Annotated in this window: 20 protein-coding genes and 1 tRNA gene; 3 read left to right on the top strand and 18 right to left on the bottom strand. The window is 36.4% G+C overall.

The window, feature by feature from the left end:
• Positions 1-172: 172 nt before the first annotated feature.
• The 3 genes from dnaK to hrcA are packed head-to-tail and all read right to left on the bottom strand — an operon-like array spanning position 173 to position 3,705.
• A complete protein-coding gene (dnaK, locus tag C7P63_RS01465; protein WP_125942383.1) occupies positions 173-2,005 on the bottom strand; it encodes a molecular chaperone DnaK in 1,833 nt (610 codons plus the stop codon).
• A 44-nt stretch (positions 2,006-2,049) separates the two neighbouring features.
• Positions 2,050-2,631, bottom strand: coding sequence for a nucleotide exchange factor GrpE (grpE, locus tag C7P63_RS01460; protein ID WP_207852911.1), 582 nt, complete (start codon positions 2,629-2,631; stop codon positions 2,050-2,052).
• Positions 2,632-2,664: 33 nt separating this feature from the next.
• On the bottom strand, positions 2,665-3,705 hold the full coding sequence (gene hrcA, locus C7P63_RS01455; protein ID WP_125942382.1) for a heat-inducible transcriptional repressor HrcA: 1,041 nt from the start codon (positions 3,703-3,705) through the stop codon (positions 2,665-2,667).
• Positions 3,706-4,073: 368 nt separating this feature from the next.
• Here hrcA and C7P63_RS01450 point away from each other — a divergent pair, with 368 nt between their 5' ends.
• On the top strand, positions 4,074-5,600 hold the full coding sequence (locus tag C7P63_RS01450) for a YfcC family protein (protein WP_125942381.1): 1,527 nt from the start codon (positions 4,074-4,076) through the stop codon (positions 5,598-5,600).
• Between the two features lie 29 nt (positions 5,601-5,629).
• On the opposite strand, the gene hemW is transcribed toward C7P63_RS01450, so the two are convergent.
• The 10 genes from hemW to C7P63_RS01400 form a co-directional block, all read right to left on the bottom strand.
• Entirely contained in the window at positions 5,630-6,781 is a 1,152-nt protein-coding gene (gene hemW, locus C7P63_RS01445) for a radical SAM family heme chaperone HemW (RefSeq protein ID WP_125942380.1), read from the bottom strand.
• Between the two features lie 17 nt (positions 6,782-6,798).
• Positions 6,799-7,743: a riboflavin biosynthesis protein RibF gene (gene ribF, locus C7P63_RS01440; protein WP_125942379.1), complete on the bottom strand. Its 945-nt coding sequence runs from the start codon at positions 7,741-7,743 to the stop codon at positions 6,799-6,801.
• A gap of 14 nt (positions 7,744-7,757) precedes the next feature.
• The gene (truB, locus tag C7P63_RS01435) at positions 7,758-8,678 is read right to left on the bottom strand and encodes a tRNA pseudouridine(55) synthase TruB (RefSeq protein WP_125942378.1); all 921 of its coding nucleotides are present in this window, start codon (positions 8,676-8,678) and stop codon (positions 7,758-7,760) included.
• Positions 8,679-8,797: 119 nt separating this feature from the next.
• Entirely contained in the window at positions 8,798-11,206 is a 2,409-nt protein-coding gene (locus C7P63_RS01430; RefSeq protein WP_125942377.1) for a serine hydrolase, read from the bottom strand.
• Between the two features lie 189 nt (positions 11,207-11,395).
• Complete coding sequence (gene lepB / locus C7P63_RS01425) at positions 11,396-11,914, bottom strand: signal peptidase I (protein WP_165863742.1); 519 nt, start codon at positions 11,912-11,914, stop codon at positions 11,396-11,398.
• Between the two features lie 26 nt (positions 11,915-11,940).
• The gene (locus tag C7P63_RS01420) at positions 11,941-12,765 is read right to left on the bottom strand and encodes a Cof-type HAD-IIB family hydrolase (protein ID WP_125942375.1); all 825 of its coding nucleotides are present in this window, start codon (positions 12,763-12,765) and stop codon (positions 11,941-11,943) included.
• Between the two features lie 157 nt (positions 12,766-12,922).
• Positions 12,923-13,141, bottom strand: coding sequence for a DUF3006 domain-containing protein (locus C7P63_RS01415; RefSeq protein WP_125942374.1), 219 nt, complete (start codon positions 13,139-13,141; stop codon positions 12,923-12,925).
• Between the two features lie 10 nt (positions 13,142-13,151).
• Positions 13,152-14,954, bottom strand: coding sequence for an MBL fold metallo-hydrolase (locus C7P63_RS01410; protein ID WP_125942373.1), 1,803 nt, complete (start codon positions 14,952-14,954; stop codon positions 13,152-13,154).
• A 165-nt stretch (positions 14,955-15,119) separates the two neighbouring features.
• Positions 15,120-15,193 (bottom strand) — tRNA-Arg (locus C7P63_RS01405).
• Positions 15,194-15,318: 125 nt separating this feature from the next.
• Positions 15,319-15,513, bottom strand: coding sequence for a CsbD family protein (locus C7P63_RS01400; protein ID WP_125942372.1), 195 nt, complete (start codon positions 15,511-15,513; stop codon positions 15,319-15,321).
• Between the two features lie 146 nt (positions 15,514-15,659).
• On the opposite strand from C7P63_RS01400, the gene C7P63_RS01395 reads away from it, so the two are divergent.
• Both C7P63_RS01395 and C7P63_RS01390 read left to right on the top strand, forming a co-directional pair.
• On the top strand, positions 15,660-16,100 hold the full coding sequence (locus tag C7P63_RS01395) for a universal stress protein (protein WP_125942371.1): 441 nt from the start codon (positions 15,660-15,662) through the stop codon (positions 16,098-16,100).
• 168 nt (positions 16,101-16,268) lie between these two features.
• Positions 16,269-16,715 (top strand): hypothetical protein, encoded by a 447-nt coding sequence (locus C7P63_RS01390; RefSeq protein WP_125942370.1) that lies wholly within the window; start codon positions 16,269-16,271, stop codon positions 16,713-16,715.
• Between the two features lie 98 nt (positions 16,716-16,813).
• Here C7P63_RS01390 and rbfA read toward each other — a convergent pair whose 3' ends face one another.
• The 5 genes from rbfA to nusA are packed head-to-tail and all read right to left on the bottom strand — an operon-like array spanning position 16,814 to position 21,219.
• Complete coding sequence (gene rbfA, locus C7P63_RS01385; RefSeq protein ID WP_125942369.1) at positions 16,814-17,164, bottom strand: 30S ribosome-binding factor RbfA; 351 nt, start codon at positions 17,162-17,164, stop codon at positions 16,814-16,816.
• Positions 17,165-17,199: 35 nt separating this feature from the next.
• On the bottom strand, positions 17,200-19,425 hold the full coding sequence (gene infB / locus C7P63_RS01380) for a translation initiation factor IF-2 (RefSeq protein ID WP_125942368.1): 2,226 nt from the start codon (positions 19,423-19,425) through the stop codon (positions 17,200-17,202).
• An 18-nt stretch (positions 19,426-19,443) separates the two neighbouring features.
• Positions 19,444-19,743, bottom strand: a complete 300-nt coding sequence (locus C7P63_RS01375) for a YlxQ-related RNA-binding protein (protein WP_125942367.1) — start codon at positions 19,741-19,743, stop codon at positions 19,444-19,446.
• A complete protein-coding gene (gene rnpM, locus C7P63_RS01370; RefSeq protein ID WP_125942366.1) occupies positions 19,733-20,032 on the bottom strand; it encodes an RNase P modulator RnpM in 300 nt (99 codons plus the stop codon). Before rnpM ends, C7P63_RS01375 begins: the two co-directional genes overlap by 11 nt.
• Before the next feature lie 20 nt (positions 20,033-20,052).
• Positions 20,053-21,219, bottom strand: coding sequence for a transcription termination factor NusA (gene nusA, locus C7P63_RS01365; protein ID WP_125942365.1), 1,167 nt, complete (start codon positions 21,217-21,219; stop codon positions 20,053-20,055).
• Position 21,220 lies beyond the last annotated feature (1 nt).

The following is a 21,220-nucleotide window of genomic DNA, read 5'->3' as shown; positions in this document are numbered from 1 at the left end:
TTCTTACCTCCACATCTTTTTCAATCTAAAATCACATTCTTAACAATCATACCACACACTTATCTGGGTTTAAATACTAAGTCTTAAACCTTTTTAGATATGTTTAGCTAAGAATGAGAAAAGCCAGTAGCAGAAAGTTTGCTATGGCTTTTCAGTTGAAATATCAAACTAATTATTTATCGTCATCCATTTCTTTAAAGTCACCGTCAACAACATCATCCGCACTACCTTGTGCGTCTGCAGCTTCACCTTGAGCAGCTTGTTGAGCTTGGGCAGCTTGTTCATATAATTTAACCGTTAAGGCTTGAACAATTTCATTTAACGCATCGCGTTTTTCTTTCATTTGTTCTAAATCATTTGCTTCTACTGCTGCTTTTAATTCATCTCTTGCTTCTTCAGCTTTTTTCACTTCAGCGTCGTCTACTTTACCTTCTAATTCTTTCAAGGTTTTGTCCACTGAGAATAATAAAGCATCTACATCATTACGTAAATCTACTTCTTCTTTACGTTGTTTATCTGCTTCAGCGTTAGCTTCTGCATCTTTCACCATTTTTTCAATTTCATCATCTGATAAACCTGATGAAGATTTGATTGTAATAGTTTGTTCTTTTTGAGTACCTAAGTCTTTAGCACTTACGTTAACAATACCGTTTTTATCAATATCAAATTTTACTTCGATTTGAGGAATACCACGTGGAGCTGGTGGAATATCTGTTAATTGGAATCTTCCTAGTGTTTTGTTATCTGCAGCCATTGGACGTTCACCTTGTAGTACATGAATATCTACAGCAGGTTGGTTGTCAGCAGCTGTTGAGAAGACTTGTGATTTACTTGTTGGGATAGTTGTGTTACGGTCGATTAATTTAGTAAACACGCCACCCATTGTTTCAATTCCTAGTGATAACGGAGTTACGTCAAGTAACACAACGTCTTTTACATCTCCAGTAATAACGCCACCTTGAATAGCAGCACCCATCGCTACTACTTCGTCTGGGTTAACAGATTTGTTGGCTGTTTTGTTTGTTTCTTTTTGGACAGCTTCAACAACCGCTGGAATACGAGTAGATCCACCTACTAAAATAACTTCATCAATATCAGATTGAGAAAGACCAGCATCTTTTAAGGCTTGACGAACAGGTGTTTTAGTTCTTTCAACTAAGTCAGCTGTTAATTCATCAAATTTAGCACGAGTTAAGTTCATTTCTAAGTGCAATGGACCAGCATCTCCTGCTGTAATAAATGGTAAGCTAATTTGAGTGCTTGTAACACCTGATAAATCTTTTTTCGCTTTTTCAGCAGCGTCTTTTAGACGTTGAACAGCCATTTTATCTTTAGATAAGTCAATGCTATTTTCTTTTTTAAATTCAGCTACTAAGTAGTCAATGATTTTTTCGTCAAAATCATCTCCACCTAAATTGTTGTCACCTGCAGTTGATAATACATCAAAGACACCATCACCAAGTTCTAAGATAGATACGTCAAAAGTACCGCCACCTAAGTCAAAGACTAACACTTTTTCGTCTTTGTCTGTTTTTTCTAAACCATAAGCTAAAGCAGCTGCAGTTGGTTCGTTAACAATACGTTCTACTTCTAATCCCGCAATTTTACCAGCATCTTTAGTTGCTTGACGTTGTGCATCGTTAAAGTAAGCAGGTACTGTAATAACCGCTTTTTCTACTTCTTCACCTAAGTATTCTTCAGCAAAACCTTTCATATATTGAAGAATCATTGCTGAAATTTCTTGTGGAGTATAAGTTTTGCCTTCAGCTTCTACTTTATAACCAACTTCACCCATGTGACGTTTAATAGAAGCAATCGTATTTGGGTTAGTCACCGCTTGACGTTTAGCAACTTCCCCTACTTGGATTTCTCCATTTTTAAAAGAAACAACAGAAGGAGTTGTTCGGTTACCTTCTGGGTTTGGAATAATTTTTGCTTCTCCACCTTCTAATACTGCTACAGCAGAGTTTGTTGTACCTAAGTCAATTCCGATAATTTTACTCATCTTACATTTCTCCTTTATTTTTACTTGAGATTTTTTTATATAATTTATTGGGCAACAATAACCATGGCAGGACGTAATACCCGGTCATTTAATTGATAGCCATTTTGAAGCACATGGATAATTTCTTCCTCTTGTTGTCCTTCTTCAATCGGCATAGTTTGAACAGCTTGATGAATCGTTGGATCAAAAATTTCACCTTTAGCTGGAATAATTGTAATGCCACAGGTTTTAAACGCATTTAAAATGCTATCTTGTACCATTTCAATGCCTTTTTTCAAACTTTCTCCATGTTCATCCGTTACTTCAATATCTAAGGCCCGCTCTAAGTTATCTAGAGCTGGGAGTAATTCTTTGGCTAAATCTTGAGAACGATACTTAGCTAAATCTTCTCGTTCTTTTTGGAATCTATTACGCATATTAACAATTTCAGCTTGTGCTCTTAAATAGTTATCTTCCATTTTAGCTAATTCCGCTGATAGTTCTTCCAGTTTTACGCTAGCTTCATCAACTTCTTGTTCTTCTGATACAACTGTGTCCTCTACTTCTGTAATAGAGTCGGTTTCTACTTGTTCAGCTGAATGAGTAGTTTCTTGCTGGTTTTCCATCTCTTGATTATTTTCTGTCAAACCTATTACTTCCTTTCTCGCCTTTTTAAAAGGTTAGTGGGGTGATTCTAGGGAACGATAATAATCCGATAGTTGATCCGCTACTTCATAACGAAACACATCTAATAAACCAAACATACGTGCATATGACATATTAGTAGGTCCAAGTAACGCTATCGTTCCTTTTCCATGTCCATTTACTTCATAGGATGCAGTCATAAGACTCATGTTTTCAAGCAAATCATTTTCAAGTTCTTCACCAATCCGAATAGAAATATCACCGTGACTAGGAATAATTAAGGAGGTAATCGCCTCTTCATCATCCATTAAAGAATAAATCGATTTAAACTCTGACATATCTGTTAAAGAGTCATAATCTAAAATATTCATTTTGCCACTGACAAAAATTCGGTCTTCAAATGCCTGAGCCATAACAGAATCAAAAAAATGCATGACACTACTTGGTGTATGGAAATATCTTTGCAACACTAAGGGAATTTCTGTTCGGAGCTTGTTGTACACCGTTATCAAAGGTTGTCCGACAAGTTTGTCATTAATAATCTTAACAACTTTTTCCAAATCTTCACTTGACATATCCTGTGGGATTGAAAACACTTGGCTTTCAACATTTCCTTTATCTGTCACAATAATCGTCATAACCTGTTGGTGATTTAAAGGAATCAACCGAAAACCAGTTAATTTTCTTTCTTTCACTTCAGGTCCTAATGAAAAAGCGGTATAACTTGTTAAATCAGATAAAATGCTAGCAGCTGTTTCTACTATATCATTAATAGCGTGAAATTCGCGAGCAAAGGCCCTTCTGATTTCTAAACGATCTTGACTGGCAACATCAGTAGGTTTAAGTAAATGATCCACATAAAACCGGTAGCCTTTTACAGAAGGAATGCGTCCAGAAGATGAGTGAGTTTTTTCAATAAAACCTAACTCCTCTAGCACCCCCATATCATTTCGAATAGTAGCAGAACTGGCTTGAATCCCTTCATTCATTAGCGTCTTAGAACCTACAGGAGCGTCTGTTTCTGTATAGATTTTGATAATCAAATACAATATATCCAGTTGTCTGTCCGTTAACATGTTATCACCTCTTTTTTAGCACTCATAACAACTAAGTGCTAACACAACTATAATATAGCAACCAACGGATTTTTTGTCAACTATTTATCTCATTTTTTTAGCACTCTTACATTCAGAGTGCTAACTCTCACTTAAATGAGAAAGTTCTCATTTAAAGTTTTATGAATATTTTTTGTATAAATACTTGTTTTTATTCTCTTTTATTCTTTAATAACTTTTTTTATTCAAAAAAAAGAAAAATCCTGAAAAAGTCATTTATAAGAGTTTGGAAAAAACTCTCATTAATTTCTCATACACTTTTGAAACCGCTTGCGATTTATATAACAACAATTTTATAATGTTCTTATACTATGGAAGGAGGAATTAACATGGCTAAAACAAAAAAACGTTTTAAATTTCCATCAGCTTATACCGTTATTTTAATCGTATTACTAGCAGTGATGGTGTTAACTTATTTTATCCCTGCAGGTAAATATGCCAATATTACCTACAACCCTGATCACCAGCAATTTGTTATTACGAATCCTGATGGAAAAGTAGAAACAGAAAAAGCGTCACAACAAGTTTTAGATGATTTAAACATCAAAATTGATTTAAAAAAATTCGAGGAAGGAGTCATTACAAAACCGGTTGCTATTCCAGATACCTATCAAGCGTTAAACAGAGAGAAAAAAGGAGCTTTTGGTGCTCTTAAAACTTTCCTAAACGCTCCTGTTCAAGGGTTAATGGACTCAATTGATATCGTTACATTTGTACTGATTCTAGGAGGAATTGTAGGAGTTGTCAATGAAACTGGTGCGTTCACAGCAGGAATGGCTAGTTTATCTAAAAAATTAAAAGGAAAAGAAGCCGGTTTAATTATTATCACTTTAGCACTTATTGCCATCGGCGGCTCTACTTTTGGTTTAGCAGAAGAAACTATTGCCTTTTATCCTATTTTAGTGCCTATTTTTATCAGTGCTGGATATGATGCTCTAGTAGCTATTGCCACCATCTATTTAGGTAGTTGTATTGGAACCATGGCCTCTACTGTCAACCCATTCTCAGTGGTAATTGCCTCTAACACAGCAGGAATTAACTTTACAGATGGTATGGGCATACGGATTCTTATGTTAGTTTTAGGTACAGCTATTTGTATCTTCTACACCGTACGCTATGCAGAAAAAGTGAAAAAAAATCCAGAGTCTTCATTAATTTATGATCAAAAAGAAGAAATTGAACAACACTTTTTACATGGTTCAGAAGAAAAAGAAGTGCCTGCTTTTGATTTACGTAAAAAATTAATGTTAATTATTTTTGCTCTTGGTTTTGTTGTAATGATTTACGGGGTAAAAGAATTAGGATGGATGTTTACAGAAATTTCTTCTCTTTTCCTATTAATTACCTTTATCTTAGCCTTTATCTCAGGTTTAGGCGAAGAAACCTTTGTTAACGAATTTACCCGCGGAGCTTCTGATTTGTTAGGTGTGGCTTTAGTTATCTCTCTTGCGCGCGGAGTAACTATTATTATGGATGACGGTTTAATTAGTGACACTCTTATGTATTGGTTAAGTAATGGAGTAGCTCATATGAGCGGAGTTGTCTTTAGTTCTATGATGTTCTTTATCTACATCTTGCTTGGCTTCTTCATTCAATCCTCATCAGGTTTAGCTGTACTTTCTATGCCAATTATGGCACCGTTAGCTGATGTAGTTGGCGTGGATCGTAGTTTAATTGTCAGTGCTTATAACTGGGGGCAAGGAATTATTTCCTTTATCGCACCAACTGGTTTAGTCTTAGCATCCCTAGCAATGGTAAATATCACCTTTGATAAATGGCTAAAATTTGTTACGCCGTTACTAATTACCATTAGTATTCTCGCCTTAATTTTATTAGGGGTTCAAGTCTTTATCTAAAAAACTCAAACAAAAAACAACGACGGAAGTTAAACGTCGTTGTTTTTTTTGTCTAATAAAAATTGTTGAAATACCTCATTACCAACAATTAAACCTTGTTCTGTTAGAGATAAATAATCATTGGTTTCTTTTAGTAAATCCTGTGCCAGACAGTCTTTGATTACTTGGCCGTAAACCTGTTCCATTGAAACAGAAAACTTCTCTTGAAAGTGTGTTTTAGAGACTCCTTGTTTTTTTCTAAGACCTAAAAACATTTCTTCTTCCATTTGATTTTCTTTTGTTAAAGACTCTTTTTCAATGGTTGGCAGTTTTCCTTCTTTTAAAGGAGTTAAGTAATGCTGAATAGGGCCATGATTTCGGTACCGAGTATGGCCTAAATAACCACTAGCCCCTGCCCCAAAACCAAAATAATGGTCATTGTTCCAATAAACTAAGTTATGTTGGCTTTCCTTGTTAGGTAAGGAAAAATTGCTGACTTCATATTGACGGCGACCATGTTCTTCCATAAAGTTAATGGTTTGCTCAAACATATCCCCTTCTAAATCTTCCCCAGGCAAATGAAGTCTGCCTTGTCTAGCCCAATTAGCAAAGACTGTTTTATTTTCTAAAATTAACGAGTAAAGGGAATAATGAGGCAAATCTAGTCCAATGGCTTTTTCCAGAGTATCTGTAAAGCTAGCTAAACTTTGACCTGGTAAGGCATAAATTAAATCAATGCTAACATTATCGATAGGAGATTTTTCAATCACTTTCATCGTCTCAAATACGTCAGCTTCTGTATGTTTTCGACCTATTTTTTTTAATAGCCGGTCGTCAAAGGTTTGAACCCCCATGGATAACCGGTTCACCCCGTGAGTTGCCATGACCTGTAATTTATCTAAAGTTAAGTCACCTGGATTAGCCTCAACGGTAAATTCATTCCCTTCTTCAAAAGGAAGTAATTGCCGAATCCCTCCTAATAACTTGTCTAACTGCTGAGCAGACAAAGCAGTGGGAGTGCCTCCACCTACATAAATCGTTTCCGTTTGACTAGTAGGATAAGTTTGTAGTGTTAATTTTATTTCTTCTAATAAATACTGGATGTATTCATCAACAGGTTGGCCTTTAATAAACACCTTGTTAAAATCACAGTAGTAACAAATATGTTCACAAAAAGGAATGTGAATATATGCAGAGGTCAACTTCCTCCACCGCCTTTCTAATGATGCTGATTAAAATAATTCCGAGTGTTTTCTCGGTCTTCTTCTAATTGTTTAATTAACCCGTCACGCCCAGAGAATTTTACTTCTTCTCTTAAATAATGATACCAAGCCACTTTGACTTGTTCACCGTAAATATCTGCATCAAAGTCTAAAATATTCACTTCAACTGTTAATTTCCGGTTATCTCCAAAGGTAATGTTGTGACCAATTTGAGCCATGCCATTATACCAATTAGGTCCCACTTTCATTTTGACTGCATACACCCCTAATTTAGGTAAATGAGTGGTTGAAGCTACTTCTACATTAGCAGTTGGAAACCCTAATGTTCTTCCTCTAGCATCTCCGTGAATCACAATGCCCTCAATTTCGTAAGTATAGCCTAACAGTCGGTTGGTCTGTTCTAATTGGCCAGCATCTAAAGACTGTCTGATAGCAGTTGAACTAATTTTGTTCCCATGATCTAATTGCTCCTCTACACAAATAATCGAAAATCTGTCCTGAGCATACTTAGGTAAGTTTTCCATGGTAGCAATATCTCGAGGTCCATAAGTATAATCAAAGCCTGCCACCACAACTTTAGCATGGAGTCCTACCATATATTGATCCACAAAGGCTTGAGGAGATAAACTGGCAAAAGCGGAAGTAAAATCAACAATGAATAAAATATCTACATCTAATCGTTCCATATGTGCTATTTTTTGGTCCAGTGTCGTTAAATACTGCATGTTGTTCGGATTAGTTTTTTGAAACACAATAGAAGGATGTTGATTAAAGGTCATCACTGCTAAAGGACACTGACGTTCATCAGCTTCTATTCGCCCTCGTCTAATCAACTCTTGATGCCCTCGGTGAACACCATCAAAAAAACCTAACACTAACACTAGATCTTCTTTTGGAATTTGTAACTGTGTATACGGATGATGAATGCGAATAATTTCCATAATCATAATGCCCCTTATAAATAATTTCGAATAATTTTAACTGGCTTATACATCTGCGCCTGTTTAGGATGTGGACCGTAAATGCCCACTAATAACTCGTGATAAAAAATGGCTACTAACTCAGTCGTTTCAGTTAAGCCTAGATCTTCTTGAGATAAGAACCGGCCATGACGCACGTCTTCATATTGCTCATCTGAAAGAGATATCTGAACTAAATCTTTTACCCCTTCTTCAATCGGATGAACAAAAGAGTAGGTGTCCATCTCTACCAATGTCCGAATTTCTTCTAACGTAACACTGTCTTGCTCCTTAAACCCACCACTTTCTAACCGAGTAAGTTGAGACATGTGAGCTGGATAGCCTAATGTTTTACCTGTATCTACTGCTAAAGTTCTAACATAGGTGCCTTTACCGCAGGCCACTATAAACTGGAAAGAAAGAGTCTTTGTTTCAGGATGATAGCTAAGAGGGCTAATCCGTTTAAACTCTTTAATCACTGCTTGTCGTTTAGGACGTTCAACTGTTTCTCCTGCTCTGGCATATTCGTATAGTCTTTTTCCCTTAACTTTAACTGCTGAATACATAGGCGGAATTTGTGTAATAGTGCCGACAAATTGATTCATCACTTGATCTATCATTTCTTCTGTCACACTGGTTTCTTCTACAGGGGCACTAGCCACGACTTCCCCAGTTGCATCTTCTGTGGTAGTAGCGACACCTAACACAACTTCCCCTTGATAGACTTTCCCGCTATCTTGTAAATATTCAATCACTTTCGTCCCTTTACCTATACAAATAGGCAACACGCCATTAACTGCTGGGTCTAACGTACCACTATGTCCAATTTTTTTCATTTTTAACATTTTTCTTAACTTGAAAACACAGTCATGACTGGTCATGCCTGCTTCTTTCCATAAAGGAATAATTCCGTCCATTTTTTTGCTCCTTTTCAACCAAGATAACTTGTACATTATAGCATAAATTGACTTAGATTGAGTGACAGAAGTTTTCCACCACAAAAAAAGTAGGAAGAAAAATTCTCCCTACTTTTGCTTTATTTCAATCGTTGATAAACCTCTTTCGAAAGTTTAGCTACTGTTTGCTCTCCCTTTGCTTGTTGGCTCATAACAGCTAAAACATAAGGTTCATCACTAAATACAATCCCTACATCATGGTAATAATTTTGATAAATACCTAATTGATGATAAACAGGAGCAGACATCTGACTAGCAATTCCCCGGTTCTTTTGAACTCCTTGATATAAATCAAAGGCTCCTCCATTTTGATGATATAACCCAGTCATAACTTGGCTAGCATCTTTGGCAGAGGCTTTAAACGGAGTAGTCCAAGAATGACCGACTACTCGGCTCATCTCTTGACGAAAGGCTTGATCGTATTGATTACCTACATGATAAGCTAAAAAGTTGGTTCCCTCGTTATCAGAAGTTGTCACTGTCCAATTTAACACTTCTTGAACCGTATAGTTTCTGCCTTTTGGTTTAGTTTGTAACATACCTGTGCCATCTTTTTGATAGGCATAAGGAAATTGATTGACTTTATCAGTATACAGATATTTTTGGGTTGGGGCTATTTTTTTAGTTTTTAATTGTTGATCTGTCCAGTAAATAATCGGTAACCGCCCTAAACTGGAAGGCATAAATTGTTGATGCTCATTTATTTTAGCCACAATATTAGGATGGTTAATAGACGCCACATAAATACCTATTGACTGATGTTGATACTCTTTAGTTAACAACTGTTGCACTTGTTTCATTTTAGCTGATAAAGATGGATTTTCTAAATCGGGAGTTGTGGGTTTTTCTGGCACATCAGGAATCACAGGAGAATCATTTCTTGGATGTTGGCCATTTTTACCTACATAAACTTGAATCTTTTCAATAGGTAAGCCTTTTCCGACTGTGCCGGCTTGTTCACTATTTTGACACCAAGCTTGCCAGCCGCCTAATCTTTTTTGATACACTCGGTAATAAACCTGATAAGGTGTCGCTATCTCCCCGGTTAAACGAATCTTGATTGCCTCTAAACGTTTATTTTTACCTACTGTACCAGCTAATTGCGAGTCATTTACCCAAGGTTGCCAACCAATATCTTGACTATGAGCTTGGTACTGGATACCTCCTGTTAGTTGTTCATGCTGATTTAATCTTAGCTTGATTCCTTCTAACCGTTCACTCTGACTCCCTGCCACTTCTTTAGCAGAAGCTTCTAATAGCCACCCTTGATTAGACACGTGAGGTTGGTAAAAAACAGTTAATGGTTGATAGGAAATAAAAGGTCTATCCACGCTACCTGGAGCTGGTTGATCTTTTTCAACTAATTGGACTTTCAGCCCTTCGATTGGATAGGCAAAACCAGTTGTCCCAGCTGACTCACCGTTTTTAGCCCACCCAAGCCAACCTAAATTAGCTACATGAACTTGATAATACACGTCGTATTGATTAGCTAATTCCTCAGTTAAATTAACTCGCAAACCTTCTAGCTGATGATTAGCTTGTAAGGTTCCACTAATCTCTCCTTCATGAGTAATCCCTTGCCAACCTAAATTAGAAAAATGGCCTTGATAGGTGATACTTCCCTTCCATTTAGGAGAAATCAACTGCATTTTTAGCCCAGATAAGGGAAGACTTTTCCCAGTAGAACCTGAAATAAAGCCATTGTTCACCTTATTTTGCCAACCTTGCTTCACTTGATAAGTTTGATAGGTTAATTGAACTTGATCGTTCTCTTTAAAAGGTAGGCTAGTGTCCCCTGGAGCTGGTTGATTTTTTTCAACAAGCTGAGCTTCCAATCCTAACACAGGATAACCGTAACCAGAAGTTCCCGCAGCTTCTTCGGCTGTCGCCCAACTTAACCAACCTAACTGTTGAACATATACCCGGTAATACATATCATAATGACTTGCTAAAGAACCAGTTAATTGAAACCGTACTCCTTCGATTGGTTGCTGACTTTGAGTCTGTCCGGCAATCTGACCTAGTGAAACACTAGGTTGCCAACCGGTTTTCCCTGAATAAACTTGATAGGTCACATTCTCTTTTGCTTCTGAGGATTGGCTGACTAACTGAATTCCTGTTAGAGCCTGTCCTTGGTAAGGATCTCCCATAACTTCCCCAAAAGAAGTGAACTCACTCCAACCAGTCTTTACTTGGTAAGCTCGGTAAGTGATAGTCGGCTTATCTAAAGGTAAAGACTCCTTATCCTCCTCACTGTTTTCTTCAGGTTCTTGCTCTGTCAGCGATTCTTTTGTTTGTTGCTGCTTGTCTTCCCTTTCCTGTAAAGACTGGGAGGCACTTTCTTCTACATCTGAGCGATTTTCATTAGAGATAACCTTTTGATTTGGCTGAGAAAAAGATGAAGGCATCTCTTCCCCTTGAACTGCCGGACTAAAACAAGCTCCCAACAGACATAACACTAAAAAATAATTCATCCGTTTCTTATACATGCAATCCCCTCTTTCTATAATAGCTTCTAACTCTATTATATGACAAAAGGCATATTATTTGAATGATAACATACAAGTTTCTGTCAGTTTATAGACAAATAATCCGAACTTATGACTAATTGAGCTTTAGCCTAAAAAAACTACCTACTTAGACCCTTGCTAAGTAGGTAGTTAATCTGTCCTCATCTTTTAAAGCCGACCTAACTGCTGAAAAGGCCAATATCTAAAAAGAACAACACCTTCAATTTGATCTATCTTCACTAAACCAAATGTTCGACCGTCATAAGAGTGTTGCCGGTTATCTCCTAAAACTAGGTAAAAATCTTTGGGTATTTTTTTAATGCCTAAAGACTCATACAAAGAGTAATTATCAGTTAAAACAGCTTGTTTATTTAAGAAAGGTTCTTTTATAGGAGATTGGTTGATGTAAAGTTGATTTTTTTCATAAGCCACTTCTTCTCCAGGTAACCCGATAATCCGTTTCACATAATGTTCTTTTACATTCAAAGGAGACCGAAGCTGAATAATATCAAAGCGGTGAACCTGTTTTAATTTAACAGACCATAAACGTTGATTACTCTTTAAATTAGGTTCCATAGAGATTCCTTGAACTTTAATCGGCGAAAAACAAAAAAAACGAATAAGTAGCATGAACAAAACAAACAGAACCAACAACAGCCATTCTTTTTTAGTATATAAATTCAGCATTCTCATGGTCTTTTTATCCCAATCCTTTATCTTTTAATAAATTTCTCAACGATTTCGGCAATAACTCCTTGATTATTGTCAGCTGTCGCAACATAATCGGCTAACGCTTTAATTTCTGGGATAGCATTACTAGGAGCAACACCAAAAGCTCCTACTTGAAACATGTCTAAATCATTGTAGTTATCTCCTACAACAATGATTTCTTTAGGATCTAAGTGTAAATGTTCAGCCAAAGTTAACAAACCTTTGCCTTTATTGACACCTTTAGGGTTAATTTCCATATATCTGCCAGATGAATAAGACAGTTGGCAAGGAATAGCTAAAGCTTCTTGCATTTTTTTCTCGATTTCTTGTAAATAAGCCATATCAAAACTTTGGTAAAGTAATTTGGCAATTTTTCGTTGGGCTAAAAAGCTGATATCCCATTGATTGCAAACTTCATAGTCTAATCCAACTTTGTCTAAAATATCTAACTCTTGTTGACTAGGACGAAATACATAAACCAATTGATCCGTATGAATGTGTAAACAAATATCAAATTGACGGCCATAATCTAAAAAGTTTTGGGCTTGTTCTAAAGAAAAATAGTCAAATGAAATAATTTGATTGTTAAAGTTCTCAACTACCGCTCCTCCGTTAAAAGAAACTACATATTCGTTAGGTTGATTATATAACCCTAGCTGTTTTAGCAAGTCTTCCATGGCTAAAATGCCACGACCTGATGCTGGTACAAACCGAACATCATATTCTTCTCTAGCTAATTTAATCCCGTCTAAATTTTTTTCAGGAATTTGGTGAGCATCATTTAAAAGTGTTTCATCAATATCTGATGCCAATAATTTGTAAGTCATGTATGTAATAACTCCTCTACTTTTTCTCTACTTGCTAGTATAACCAACTTATTTTTATTTAACAATCTTTACTAGAAAACTTTGTCTTTCTTTAATGGTTTTTCTTTCTTTTAGCAAATATAAATAGAGAGCCTAAGAAACTGGCTCTCTACTGTGTTTAGGACTCAAATAATTCGTCCATTAATTGCTCTATTTCTTTCCGTCTAGCTAACGTTTTTTCAGAATCTATTTTAATTTCCTGTTGATCAAATATAAGACAATCTCCTACTTGTGCCTGTTTAGGCAGCTGATCCCGAGGAATAGTCATAAATTCATCTGGAGTTAATTCAACGACAGCTAACGGACCTTCAAATCGGTCAATAATTCCTTGTTTCATCCTTTTCACCCTATCTAATGGTTAATTGATTAGCTTGAACAGTCACCACAATATTACCCATCTGATCTGTTCGGTAAACACTAGCCCCAACTTGTGATAACCGATTCAGCACCTGAGAGGTAGGATGACCATAACTGTTACGCCCGACACTGATAACTGCATATTTTGGACGAATTGTTTGTAAAAAGGCAGTGGTAGAAGCCCCACTTGAACCATGATGAGAAACTTTTAATACATCAACTGGACTTAGCACGCCAGCTTGTAACATATCTCTTTCAGCTCTTGCTTCAGCATCTCCAGTAAATAGCATTTTCTTTTGTTGGGTTTGATATAACAATACCCCACTCCAGTCATTTAATTGACTTTGACTGTAGCTACGAACTGGCCCAACAAATTTAAGACTGACTCCAGGAGCTGCTGAAGGAATCGTTACCCCATTTCTAGCTTCTTTAATACCTAAACCTTTTCCTTTAACTGCTTGTAAAAATTGTTTATACGTATTAGTAGTATGGCTAACTCGAGGAGCGTAAACTTGTCCGACTGGCATCTGATTAATGACTGGCGTTAATCCGCCAATATGATCAGCGTCTGGATGAGTTGCCACAACTGCTTGTAAAGAGTGCACCCCTATTTGACGAAGATAAGCTAAAATAATATTTCCACTCCGTCTTGTGCCTCCGTCAATTAAAATATTTTCACGACCTGTTTGAATTAAGGTAGCATCTCCTTGGCCTACATTAATAAAGTGAACCTGACTAGTTAAGTTAGGATTGACAGGTTTAACATATTGTTTAAAAGCACCTTTCGTACTACCTGGAGCAGGACTATTTTTCCGTACCACTTTCATTTGAATCGCTTCTAAACGATAACCAAAACCGGCAGTTCCTGCACTCTCTCCGTTTTTAGCCCAGCCGAGCCAACCAAAGTTTTGAGCGTGAACTCGGTAATACACATCATAATGCCTTAAAGCATTCCCAGTAAGTTTCAACTGAATGGCTTCTAGTCGTTTTCCTTGACCACTAGTTCCAGACATACTTCCATCTGCTTGCCAATTTTTTTCCCAACCATAATCTTGAATATGGGTTCGGTAACTCACCCCACCTGTTACATTAGCAGGTAAGTTAGAAAGGCTACTTTTCACTGCTTCTAAACGCAATCTTTTTCCTGTCGTTCCTGCATAATGACCATTCTGTTGCCAGTTCTGCCAACCAAGCGTTTCTACATGGGTTTGATACCGAATATTAGGCTGTTGATACTGAATAAATCCTTGACCTTCTCTACCTGGAGCTGGTTTATTTTTAGGGATTATTTGAACTTGTAACCCTTCTAAACGGTAGGCAAAACCAGCAGTTCCTGCACTTCCACCATTTTTAGCCCAATCTAGCCAACCGAAGTTTTCCGCATGGACTCGGTAATACACATCATAATGTTGAGCTAGTTGACCGGTTAGCTTAATTTGAATAGCTTCTAATCGTTTTGCTTGACCGGTAGTCCCTGAAACTTGACCGTCAGACACAAAGTCTTTTTCCCAACCATAGTCTTGGATATGGGTTCGGTAAGTAATATTTCCAACATAGTTTCCAGGATCTACTCTTAGTTGGACACCTTCTAGCCGTTTCGCTTGCCCAGTTGTTCCGCTTGTTTTACCGTCATTAACATACTGCTGCCACCCCAAATTTTCCACATGGGTTCGGTAACTCACTTGAGGATTGTCAGTTGCTTGGTTAGCCTCTACACCTTGAACTTGTTGAGACGAAAAACCAAATAAAAATAAACAACCTAAAGCCACTAGCCATTTCTTTTTAACTTGCATTTTCTCCACTCCTTTCTGTTCTATACTACTATTTAATCATATTTTTAATCTAATGAATAATTATATAGTAATTGTTTATTTGAATAACTATAGAACACAAGAAAAAGCCCTCTAAATAACTGTCTCATATTTAAGACAATTATTTAGAGGGCTTGTTATTCTTAACGTTCCTGACTGGAATCGAACCAGCGGCCTATCGCTTAGGAGGCGATTGCTCTATCCTACTGAGCTACAGGAACAACTGTTAATAGTTTAACGCGAATAGTTATTAAAATCAACTAAAGCTAGTAACTTTTTTAGCCTAACAAAAAAATGCCAAGTAAAATGGATCCATTTTACTTGGCTAATAATAGTTAACAAATAACTAGGAGTCTTGACGGTCGTGTTTCTCTAATTGATCATTAATCTTGCCAGCTACTTCATCTACCGTTTCTTCTACTTTTTCTTTTGCTTTACCAATAGCTCCAGTGACCTTCCCTTTTAACTCTTCACTGTCGTCTCCAGTCACTTTTCCTTTTAGTTCTTCTGCTTTTCCTTTTAATTGATCTTTATTTACCATCATGATTCCTCCTTTTCTTTGATTGTTTCTATTTTAATATATTTTATATAGAAAGCGCAATCATTTTGCCTTTTCATAGTCTGACTTGGGTAAATACCAATAAAAAAAGGAATAGTATGTTATAATAAATAAAAGGAGGGATTTTTATGATAGACCGTTATAAAAATATCTTAGTACCTATGGATGGTTCTAAACAATCAGAAAATGCTTTTGAAGAAGCTGTTGCAGTTGCCAAACGAAATGATGCCACTTTGTATATTTTGCATATTATTGACAATTCCTCTAACTATTGGAGCCAGTTAACGCTTTACACCCAGGAAGTTATGTCAGATTTGAAACAAAATGCTGAAGAAGAGATGAATAAATATGTAGCTAAAGCCATGCAATCTGGTTTAACCTCTGTTAAATGTATCATTGAATTTGGTGTACCAAAAAGTACCATTGTTAATTTTGATGAAGCAGATGAGCCTATTGATTTAATTATGATTGGGGCAACCGGACTTAATGCGATGGGACGTGTTTTCATCGGCTCGACTACCTCTTACGTTGTCACCCACTCCAAATGTAACGTGATGGTTGTTAAATAAAGATCTTTTCCTCCTGGTTTTTCAATATCAGGGGGATTTTTTTATGCTTTTTATACCAAATTGACTTAATTCTAACCAAATCTAGATAATCATAGATGAATATTCTATGTTATACTGTTTTTGTTCAATGATAGATTACTATTTAGATGTTTGAAAGGATAGTATTCCGTGACAAAAAGAACTTTTATTGCTGTTTGCCTAATTGTGAGTTTACTTTTTGTTTATACCAACTTAAAAAGCAACTCGAAAGGACATCCTCTTACCATTTCAAACGGTAGAGAAGAAAAATATATCGGTATTTCTTACCAACAGCTACAGGATAAGATAACTAACACAGAAACAGATTTTTATACGATTATCTTAGACTCTAATTGTCCTCGTTGTCGGGAATTCACTGCGGATTTGATTCATTCTGTTCCCTTTGATACTACCCAACGTTATTATTTAGATTTAAGCACTATCAAGCAGCAAGCAACTAAGCGTTCCTTCCTAGAAGAGTTGAACATAACGCAACTTCCTTCTATTTGTAAATTTTCTCGTGACGGTTCTTTGGATGTAATAGATATGAAGGATAATCTATTCACAAGTCCAGAGAACACCCCAAAAAAAGAGTGAAGATTCCCCTCTTCACTCTTTTTTTTTATCTAAATATTAAAGAGAATCATTAATCAATAGCAATAAAATAAGACTGTGAAAATTCACAGTCTTATTTATTATTCTTTTTCATGTAATTGACGAATCAATTCATCAATATGTGAACCATATTGAATAGAAGCATCTCGTTCAAAAATTAATTCTGGTGTAGTGTAAATAGATAAACGTTGGCCTAATTCTTTTCTGATTAAACCTTTCGCTTTTTCTAATCCTAAAGCAACTGCTTCGATTTCTTTTTCATTATCAGATAAGATACTGTAAAAAATCGTTGCTTGTTGCAAATCTCCTGTTACACGTACATCTGTGACAGTAATTCCTTTAATTCTAGGGTCTTTTACTTTCTTTTGAAGGATATCATTTACTTCTTTTAAAATTTCTTGACCCACACGTCGATCACGATATTTTGCCATAATTCATCCTCCTCCTTTTGACTTAAATAAGGTTATTAAGCCCGTTTGATTTCTTCCATAATATAAGCTTCAATTACATCATCCACTTTAAGATCATTAAAGTTTTCAACCATAGCCCCGCATTCGTAGCCAAGTTTAACTTCTTTTGCATCATCTTTAAATCGTTTCAGACTAGCTAGTTCGCCTTCATAAATAACAATACCATCACGAATTACTCGAACACCGCTATCACGTTTGATATAACCTTCAGTCACATAGCAACCACCAATAGTTCCTACTTTAGATACTTTAAAGGTTTCACGGACTACCATTTGACCTGTAATAACTTCTTTGTATTCAGGTTCAAGCATGCCTTTCATAGCCGTTTCAATTTCGTCAATCGCGTTATAGATTACTCGGTGTAAACGAATATCTACAAGTTCTGATTCTGCTTCAACTTTTGCTTGTGGCGTAGGTCGCACGTTAAAGCCGATAATAATAGCATTACTTGCTGCAGCTAATGTAATATCACTTTCGTTGATTGCTCCTACAGCAGCATGAACGATTTTCACTCGAACGCCTTCTACTTCAATTTTTTGTAAACTTGCAGATAGGGCTTCAGCTGAACCTTGTACGTCAGCTTTAATAATCACATTAACTTCTTTTAATTCCCCTTCTTTTAAGCTTTCAAATAAATTGTCAAGAGTGACTGCATGAGTAACTGCACGTTGTTCTTGTAAAGCACGTTTAGCACGTTCTTCACCAGAGGCACGAGCTGTTTTTTCATCTTCAAAGACCACAAAGTGATCCCCAGCTTGAGGAACATCATTTAATCCAGTGATTTCTACTGGTGCAGATGGTCCCACTGATTTTTCACGGCGACCAATATCATTAGTCATTACTCGGACACGTCCGTAAGTATTTCCGACTACAATTGGATCTCCTACGTGTAAAGTACCTTGTTGAACAAGTAAGGTGACAACTGGTCCTTTACCTTTATCAAGACGAGCTTCAATCACTGTTCCCATTGCTAAATGAGTTGGATCAGCTTTTAGTTCTTGCATTTCTGATACTAAGATAATCATCTCTAATAGTTCATCAATATTTTGACTGAATTTAGCAGAGATTGGAACAAAAATAGTATCTCCACCCCAAGCTTCTGGTACAAGACCATATTCCGTTAATTCTTGCATGACTCGGTCTGGATTAGCTGTTGGTTTGTCAATTTTGTTAACTGCTACAATAATTGGCACTCCTGCTGCTTTAGCATGGTTGATTGCTTCAACTGTTTGAGGCATAACCCCATCGTCAGCTGCTACAACTAAAATCGTTACGTCTGTAATACTAGCACCTCTTGCTCGCATACTAGTGAAAGCCGCATGTCCTGGAGTATCCAAGAAGGTAATTGGTTTATCGTTCAGCTCAATTTGGTAAGCCCCAATATGTTGGGTAATTCCCCCAGCTTCTCCTTGGGTTACTTTTGTATGACGTAAGGCATCTAGAAGAGTTGTTTTACCATGGTCAACGTGTCCCATAATAGTGACAACAGGTGGACGAGTCATTAATTTATCTTCATCTAACTCTAACTCATCAAAGAATTTATCAATGTCCGCTACGTCTACTTCGATTTTTTCTTCTGCTTGCATACCGTAATCCATAGCTAATAACTCAATCGTTTCTTTATCTAAAGATTGGTTTTGGTTAGCCATAACACCTAATAGCAATAATTTTTTAATAATTTCTGCAGGTTCTCTATGAATTTTTTTAGCAATGTCTGCTACAGTCATACCATCTTTATACTCTAATACTTCAGGTAACTCACGGAATTTACGTGGTGGCACAGCTGGTTTTTGTTTTTCTTGCTGATGACGTTTGCCTTTTTTACCTTTTTTATTAAATTTGTTATAAGGTGGTTTATTTCGTTGATTTTTGTTGCCTGGTTTTTGGTTTGGATTGTTTTGATTCGTTTGTGTTGGTTTCTTCATATTCTGTTTTTGATTCTGCTTTCCTTCTTCTTTACGGGAATTGGTTGTTTTCGTTTGATTCTTAGCTGGTTCATTTCCCTTAGAATTTTTTATTTGTTGGGTTTGTTTGGAATGTGTTGAGGTTACATTAGTACTCTTTCCATGTTGAAACGCTTGACGTAGCTTTGTTTCATTTTCCTCACTTAGCGTGGTCATGTGATTCTTCACGTCGATTCCTAGAGCATGTGCTTTATCAATAATCACCTTACTGGATTGTTTTATCTCTTTAGCTAATTCATATACTCTTGTTTTACTCATACAATCACCTTCCTAACTTTATATTAGTTCATGCACCTTCTTTGCAAATCCAGCGTCACATAAAGCACAACTTTTGCGAGGTTTTCCCATAGCTTGAGATAACTGCTCTGTTGTAAATAATGTCACACAAGGAACGTTATAGTAGGTACATTTATTTTGAATCTTTTTTTGTGTACTAGGACTAGCATCACTGGCTAAAAAAACCATGTTTGCCCGGTTACTTTGAATTTCTTTAATCACAAATTCTTCTCCGGTAACTATTTTTCTTGCCCGTAAGGCTAAACCAATTAAATTAAGAATTCGTTGTTCATTTGTCATTGCCAAATAATTCCTGTCTTGCTTTTTGGTGAGCAACATAGTCATGTAGCTCTTGGTAAAAATCATCAGATAATTTAGTGCTTAAAATTCTATCTAATGTATGATCTTCCCAAGCTTTTTTAACAACAACAGGATCAATGGAAACATAAGCTCCTCGGCCTGGTTGTTTGCCTGAAGGATCAATCGAAACGGCTCCTTCTTTTGAGCGAACAATTCTAACCATTTCTTTTTTAGGCTTCATTTCACCTGAAACAACACATTTTCTTAAAGGAATTTTGCGTTTATTCATCTATTTGGCCCTCCTAATAGTTATCTCTCATCTTGTTCAGCTAACTCGTTATCTAAGTCTGGTTCAACTGGTGTCACTTCAGCAGCAGAAACTACTTCGTCATTGACTATTTCTTCACTAACTACTGCTTCTGTTTCAGCTTCTTCTTTTTGTTGTAACATATCAGACTCTGATTTAATATCAATTTTATAATTAGTTAATTTAGCTGCTAGACGAGCATTTTGTCCTCGTTTACCAATAGCTAAGGATAATTGATAGTCAGGTACTACCACTGTACAAGAACGTTCTCCTTCAGAGAAAATAACTTCTTGAACTTCAGCTGGATTTAAGGCATTAGCAATAAAGATCGCTGGATCTTCATTCCATTCCACAATATCCATGTTTTCCCCTTTTAATTCGTTAACAATGGCTTGAACCCGTTGTCCTTTTGGTCCAACACAGGTTCCAACTGGGTCTACGTTTGGATCTATTGAACGAACTGCTACTTTAGCTCTGTCTCCTGCTTCTCTGGCAATGCTAACAATTTCAACAATACCATCATACACTTCTGGAATTTCTTGTTCAAATAACCGTTTCAATAGATCTGGATGACTACGACTAACGAAAACTTGAGGTCCTTTAGATGTGTTTTCAACTTTAGAAACATACACTTTAATTCGGTCATGTGGTTGATAAACTTCATTAGGAATTTGATCTTGACGAGATAAAACTGCTTCAATTTTACCTAAGTTAACATAGATATATCGGCGGTCTTGACGTTCTACAATCCCTGTCATAATATCATTTTCATATTCGCTAAATTCGTTATAAATAATGGTCCGTTCTGCTTCTCTTACGCGTTGTAAAATAACTTGTTTGGCTGTTTGAGCAGCAATTCGGCCAAAATCTTTTGGTGTCACTTCAAAGCGAATAGTATCACCTAACTCATAAGCTGGGTTAATCGTTAAAGCTTCTTTTAAACTAACCTCAAGTTGTGAGTCCATAACTTCTTCTGTTACTTCTTTAACAGCGTAAACGTGAATGTTTCCTTTCTTTTGTTCAAACTCTACTTCAACGTTTTGAGCTTGACCATAATGACGTTTATATGCTGAGACTAATGCAGCTTCCAAGGCTTCAATGACTATGTCTTTTGAAATTCCTTTTTCTTGCTCTAGTGCCTCCAATGCGCTCAACATTTCCTTACTCATT

This window comes from Vagococcus humatus (assembly GCF_003950325.1).
Taxonomy (GTDB): domain Bacteria; phylum Bacillota; class Bacilli; order Lactobacillales; family Vagococcaceae; genus Vagococcus_C; species Vagococcus_C humatus.
This window is presented reverse-complemented; position numbering and strand designations above follow the sequence as displayed.